A 6,110-nucleotide genomic window follows, 5' to 3' on the forward strand; every position below is an offset into this window, starting at 1 on the left:
CGGTTCCTGCAGGAGCGGTCGTCCAGGTCCTTAAGCGGACTTCGCCACGCGGTCCCGTCGTCTCGAATGGCTTCTAAGTGCGGCTTTGCGGACATCTGACCAAACCGCTCAAATGTCTCAGAAGAGCCCTTCTCAGACCTTGATGCAAAGCGCAGCAATCTGCGCTAATAGCCGATTCCGGACGCTCTCAGCAAGCGTGAGCCGGTCATGCACTAGGTCTCACGGAATTGACATTAACTAAACGGGCAAAGCGCCGTTTGTGCTGTTGCACACCATTGCACGATAAAGACCAAAGGGCTGGTTAGATAAGGACAGACCTCGTGTTTCGGTATTCAAGGGGCGTAATGCCGAATTGTTTCCGGAATGCGCGGGAAAAGTGACTTGCGGTCGAGTAGTCAAGGTATAGGGCGATGGCCGTTACAGTGGCTGATGTTTGAGTCAACAGTTCGCTTGCCTTGCGCATTCTAGCCGCGGTGTAGATAGATCGAAAATTGGTACCAGATCTGTCAATTCTCCGTTGGAGACTTCTTTTACTTTTGCCCGTGGCACGCGCAATGTCATCCAAGTCGATATTCTGTTCTCCCAATCTTTGCAGAATAAGCTGTTCCAAGTACTGAACGAAATCTTCAGGCGGACCTCCCCTGCAAGCCCGAACGACGTCCCCAATTGTCGTATACATTTCTGAAATGGTCGGATTGCACGCCGTCAGATCGGAATTCGGTATCTCAAAGTAAATGCAGTCTCTGTCAGTGCGAACTTTGGTCCTGACGCGAGCTTCAATTCGAGCTTCGCAACTGACATCTTTCAGGTCGAGGCCGATGGACAAAGGACGATATGTTGGCCCTAGAAAATGGCGTGGCACACTCAGAAGTGAGCCCAAGGCGGCAAGAGCTGACTGGCGATAACCAGCGTTTCGTCTCTCAGCGAAAGTATACCTGAAAAAGGTCGAACCTGAGTCTTGCCTTACCTCAAGCGTGTCCCTGTTGGCGTGCAGATGAATAATCCGTACTGCCCTTTCCAGAGCATTTCCAAGATTGGAAGCTTCCAAAACATAATCACCCCAAGCGCCGTACTCCGTCACGGAAAGATGCTCCGAAAGATACAATCCAAACAGATCGTCACCAGCGCTTCGCGCCGCAGTGTCCAGAAATCGGTTCAAGGCCGTTTCGGGAATGTAGAAACCGACTTTGTCTGAGATGTCGAGAGGCAAGCCAGCCTCCGCCAGACACCGCTCCAACGTACGGTCGCCGAGAGCTTTAGTGATCAGTGTCGGAACACTTCCAAGTGCTTCGGCGACGGTAACGGAAGGCGAATAAGTCATTGGCGTAAGTTTCCAAAGTTCTTTCAATTGTTGGCGCAAAATGGTTCAGCAATCAACGATCGCGTGGTTTAGCCTCCTGTAAGAACAATCGCCGACAGTATCAGGGGGGCATTGTGTACACAGTGCGCACGTTGATTTTGCTTATATTTTGCAGCTTGGGAACCGTGGCGTTCGCACAGGACAAACCCAACATCGTTTTGATCAATCTAGATAACTTCGGTTGGGGGGAACCGGGCTTCAACGGCGGCGGAATAATCCGCGGAGCAGCAACGCCAGCCATGGACGCACTTGCTGCAGAGGGTATGCGCCTGACAAACTTCAATGTTGAAGCGCAGTGTACGCCATCACGCGCTGCACTTATGACAGGACGGTACGGTATACGTTCCGGCAATCACACCATTCCGGTTGCGGGTGGTGTTTACGGGATGACGCAATGGGAAATCACCATGGCGGAGATGCTCAAAAATGCTGGCTACAATACAGCAATGTACGGCAAATGGCACCTCGGTTGGTCAGAAGGGCGATATCCCACAAATCAAGGTTTTGACGAATTCTACGGCGTCGAAAGCACTGATCAGACCGTGTGGACCTCGCAAGGCAGATGGCAGGCGCTTGGCTTGGAGCCGCCTCATGTCATGCAAGGTGTGGCCGGACAGGAAGCCACAATTGCTCGCGACTACGACTTGGAATATCGGGCACAGATCGATGGCGACCTGACGGACAAAGCGGTTGATTACATCCATCGCAAGAGTGGTGATGACTCACCTTTCTTTGTTTATTTCGCCCTGACGGCGACCCATACGCCGGTTATCCCGCATCCCGATTTTGAGGGCTCGACGGGCAAAGGGTTATGGGCCGACCTCCTCCACCAGACCGACAGCTACGTCGGTCGGTTGACAGCCGCTTTGGATGAGGCCGGCATCGCCGAGAATACAATTGTAATTTTCACTGCCGACAACGGCCCCGAAGCAATGAACGTCGGAAGCAATGACATCGCGCCAATGCCACATGCTCAAGGCACGCCGGGTCCGTGGCAGGGCACTTTGTTCACGCCATTTGAAGGCAGCCTCCGTGTTCCGTTCGCGATCCGTTGGCCGGGGAAAATTCCGGCAGGAGCGGTCAGCAACGAGATTGTTCACCAAATGGATCTTTACCCAACTCTCGCAGAAATTGCCGGTGGCCAAGTACCAAACGACCGTGCGTTTGACGGCGTGGATCAGTCGGCGTTCTTGTTGGGTGAACAGGAAGACTCCAATCGCGATCATGTCATCGTTTACATGGGTGAGGAAATCTACGGTGTGAAGTGGACAGACTGGAAGGTCTTGTTCAAAGAGAACGACACCGTTTATTCCGATACCAAGTCGTATTCAACGCCGCGCCTCTATGATCTAATCAACGATCCCGGCGAACGAAAAGACGTACTGCTGGTCTATACATGGGTCGCTGAAAAAGCCCTACCATTCCTTGGCCAGCACTTGGCGACATTCAAGGAGTACCCGCCCATACCGCCAGGAACACCTGATCCGTATCTACCGCCGCAGTGATATTTGTGACGGTCGATACTTTCATGAACCGCAAAAATCTATTGTCGTTGCTAAGCGCAGGTAAGAATTAAGGAGAAGAAACGATGAAACTTCGTGCCGTTTCAATAGCTTTTATATCTGTAGGGGTGCTTGGGACTAGCGCCGTTGCGCAGGAAGCTGCGCAAGGCGGGCAGGTCGGCGAAATGACGATTTCCTCAGAAGACATGCCGGGATTGGCACCAGACGAATTCTCGCCGTACGCTGGCAGGAACTTTCCGACTAGACCGCTCTGGGGCGATACGCATCTTCACACGTCGAACTCGCTGGATGCGCGAGCGTTCGGTGTCGTTTTGACACCGGCGGACGCTTACCGCTTTGCTCGGGGCGATGAAGTGACCACGTCACATGGTTTGCGCGTGAAGCTCTCACGACCGCTCGACTGGCTTGTCGTTGCAGATCATTCTGATGCCATGGGAGCAATGAATGAGATTGTCGCTGGCAATGCGACGCTGATGCGCGACCCTACGCTCCGGGATTGGAACGACCGTATTAACCAGGGCGGAAACGTCGCTCTCGCCGCGACGATGGAAGTAATTGAGACATTCGCCGGGATTACGGGAGAGTCGCTTCCCGAAGCGATTGCCGATCGTCGTTTTGTCCAGTCGGTCTGGGACGACTTCACTTCAACCGCTGACGCATTCGATGATCCCGGAACCTTCACGGCCTTTATCGGCTATGAATGGACGTCGACTGAGGCCGGCAACAACCTGCACCGCAACGTCATATATCGCGACGATGCGAGCCGTGCGCGCCAGATGCTGCCATTCACCACTGCGGAAACATTCAACCCGGAAGACCTTTGGGACTGGATGGAGCGCTACGAAGACGAAACCGGGGGACGGATCCTTGCGCTGGCCCATAATGGAAACGTTTCGAATGGTCTGATGTTCCCTGTCGAGACCAACCCCAAAACGGGCGAACCGCTCACGGGTGATTATGTCGAGCGCCGAGCAAAATGGGAGCCGTTGTACGAGATCACGCAGATCAAAGGCGATGGAGAGACGCATCCGTTCCTGAGCCCGAATGACGAGTTCGCGGACTACGAGACCTGGGACAAGGCCAATCTGGGGCCTACGCCGAAAGAGGATTGGATGCTTCAGTACGAGTATGCGCGGGAAGCGCTGAAAAACGGGCTAAAGCTCGAAGACCAGCTTGGCACAAACCCCTATAAATTCGGCGTGGTCGGATCAACCGACAGCCACACTGCGCTCGCGACGGCGCAGGAGGACAATTTCTTCGGCAAGCATTCCGGGGTCGAGCCGGAGCCTGGCCGTTGGAACCACCTCGTCGGCGACTTCGAAGGTCTTACCGTCCTGGGATGGGAAATGGCCGCGTCCGGCTTGGCTGCGGTCTGGGCCGAGGACAATACCCGCGCAGCAATCTTTGACGCCATGGAACGCAAAGAGGTTTATGGGACCACGGGAAGCCGTATCGGGGTTCGTTTCTTCGGAGGATGGGAGTTTGTCGACGCGGACGCCCGGTCGCGTTTACCGGCGGACATTGGCTACGAGAAGGGTGTTCCAATGGGGGGCGATCTGCCGGATGCGCCGGAAGGTGCCGAGGCACCGACCTTTCTGGTCGCCGCGCTCAAGGATCCGTTTTCGGGCAATCTCGACCGCATCCAGATCGTCAAAGGCTGGCTGAATGCAGCGGGCGAAACTGAAGAAAAGGTTTTCGATGTGGCGTGGTCGGATGATCGCGAACCGGGACCGGATGGCACGCTGCCGCCCGTCGGAAACACGGTCGACGTTACCACCGCAACTTTCACCAATTCAATCGGCGCACCTGAATTGATCACCGTCTGGAGCGATCCGGAGTTCGATCCGTCTTTGCGAGCATTTTATTACGCAAGAGTTCTGGAAATTCCGACACCGCGTTGGACGGTCTATGACGCTGTTCGTTTTGGAGACGAAATGTCAGACGACGTGCCAACCTCAACGCAGGAGCGCGCGTACACGTCACCGATCTGGTACACGCCGGGTGAATGACAAAGACTTCCTGGAGCGATCACATCCGGTTCTCTGCAAAGCTCGGATCGGTCTTGAAAGCCGGTCCGTGCATGATAGCCGCGATGTCCGCAAGCACATGTGCTAGTGCAGACGAAGGTGGCGTAAGCTTCTGGTTACCGGGGCAGTACGCGAGCTTTGCGGCAATCCCGCCTCAGACGGGATTTTCGGTGCCCCTCGTTACCTATGCTTATTCTGGTGATGTTTCCGGCGGACAGGAACTTGAACTGGGTGGTGAAATCCGGTTGGGCGTAGACGCACGGTATCTTGGACAGTTCGTCATTCCGAGCTATAGCCCCGAAACCACGGTTCTGGGCGGTCAAATCGCCTTTTCGCTTGCGACCATCTTCGCATCCAGTGATGTGGACGCGGATGTGACACTCGGACCAGTCTCCGGGGGCGCATCGAAAAAGGTAACCGGGTTCGGCGATCTTTACCTCACGGTCCAACTGTTCTGGAACAAGGGCAAGGACAACTGGATGGTCTATGCGACGGGCGCAATACCTGTCGGAGACTACGATGCAGACCGTCTTGCGAACATCGGCATCGGTCATGCTGCGATCGACGTTGGAGGGGCATATACCTATTTCAATCCGGAAAGCGGATGGGAGGCGTCGGCCACGTTGGGTTTGACGTACAACTTCGAAAATTCAGACACGGATTACACCAATGGCGAGCCCATCCACCTGGACTGGGCAATGTCAAAGTTTGTCTCGGAGAACTGGCAATTGGGTGCGGTGGGTTTTGCATACAAGCAAATATCCAATGACCAGGGAGCGCCAGCGGCGCTCGGCGGATTCCGATCCGAGACCTATGGTGTCGGTCCTCAAATCGCATACAGTGGAGAGATCGGAGGACGGGCGGTCTACGCAAGCCTTCGAGCCTATAAAGAGTTCGAAACCAAAAACCGAACCGAAGGGGTCGGCGGCTTCTTCACGCTGTCGATATCCTTCTAGGTGGATCAATTATCCAATCGAGTACCAACAATATCGCACCAGAATTGATTTGTTAGGAGGAGAAAGCATGACACGGTCGAAGCGCACTGCCACTAGCGGAGCGATTGCACTACTCGCAACGACGATCCTAGCGACGGCAATGCCAGCCCATGCGCAGGAATGGACCCCAACTTCGGAACAGCTCGCCGATACCTATCCAGCGCCGGCCTATTCACCCTATGCTGGTCGAACTTTCCCGGAACGG

Annotated in this window: 4 protein-coding genes; 3 read left to right on the top strand and 1 reads right to left on the bottom strand. The window is 54.8% G+C overall.

From position 1 onward, the window contains the following. Positions 1–301 precede the first annotated feature (301 nt). On the bottom strand, positions 302–1,321 hold the full coding sequence (locus tag AC2FNC_RS19660; protein WP_496716390.1) for an AraC family transcriptional regulator: 1,020 nt from the start codon (positions 1,319–1,321) through the stop codon (positions 302–304). A 113-nt stretch (positions 1,322–1,434) separates the two neighbouring features. On the opposite strand from AC2FNC_RS19660, the gene AC2FNC_RS19665 reads away from it, so the two are divergent. From AC2FNC_RS19665 to AC2FNC_RS19675, 3 genes are all read left to right on the top strand, one after another. After that, positions 1,435–2,865, top strand: coding sequence for an arylsulfatase (locus tag AC2FNC_RS19665; protein WP_496716391.1), 1,431 nt, complete (start codon positions 1,435–1,437; stop codon positions 2,863–2,865). A gap of 83 nt (positions 2,866–2,948) precedes the next feature. Next, positions 2,949–4,892: a DUF3604 domain-containing protein gene (locus AC2FNC_RS19670; protein WP_496716392.1), complete on the top strand. Its 1,944-nt coding sequence runs from the start codon at positions 2,949–2,951 to the stop codon at positions 4,890–4,892. A 188-nt stretch (positions 4,893–5,080) separates the two neighbouring features. Next, a complete protein-coding gene (locus tag AC2FNC_RS19675) occupies positions 5,081–5,866 on the top strand; it encodes a SphA family protein (protein WP_496716393.1) in 786 nt (261 codons plus the stop codon). Positions 5,867–6,110 lie beyond the last annotated feature (244 nt).

This window comes from Ruegeria sp. BHSA123 (assembly GCF_059613425.1).

Bases quoted from the DNA above. Each gene is read 5' to 3' on its own strand.
- AC2FNC_RS19660 (WP_496716390.1), bottom strand. From the start codon at position 1,321: ATGACTTATTCGCCTTCCGTTACCGTCGCCGAAGCACTTGGAAGTGTT.
- AC2FNC_RS19670 (WP_496716392.1), top strand. From the start codon at position 2,949: ATGAAACTTCGTGCCGTTTCAATAGCTTTTATATCTGTAGGGGTGCTT.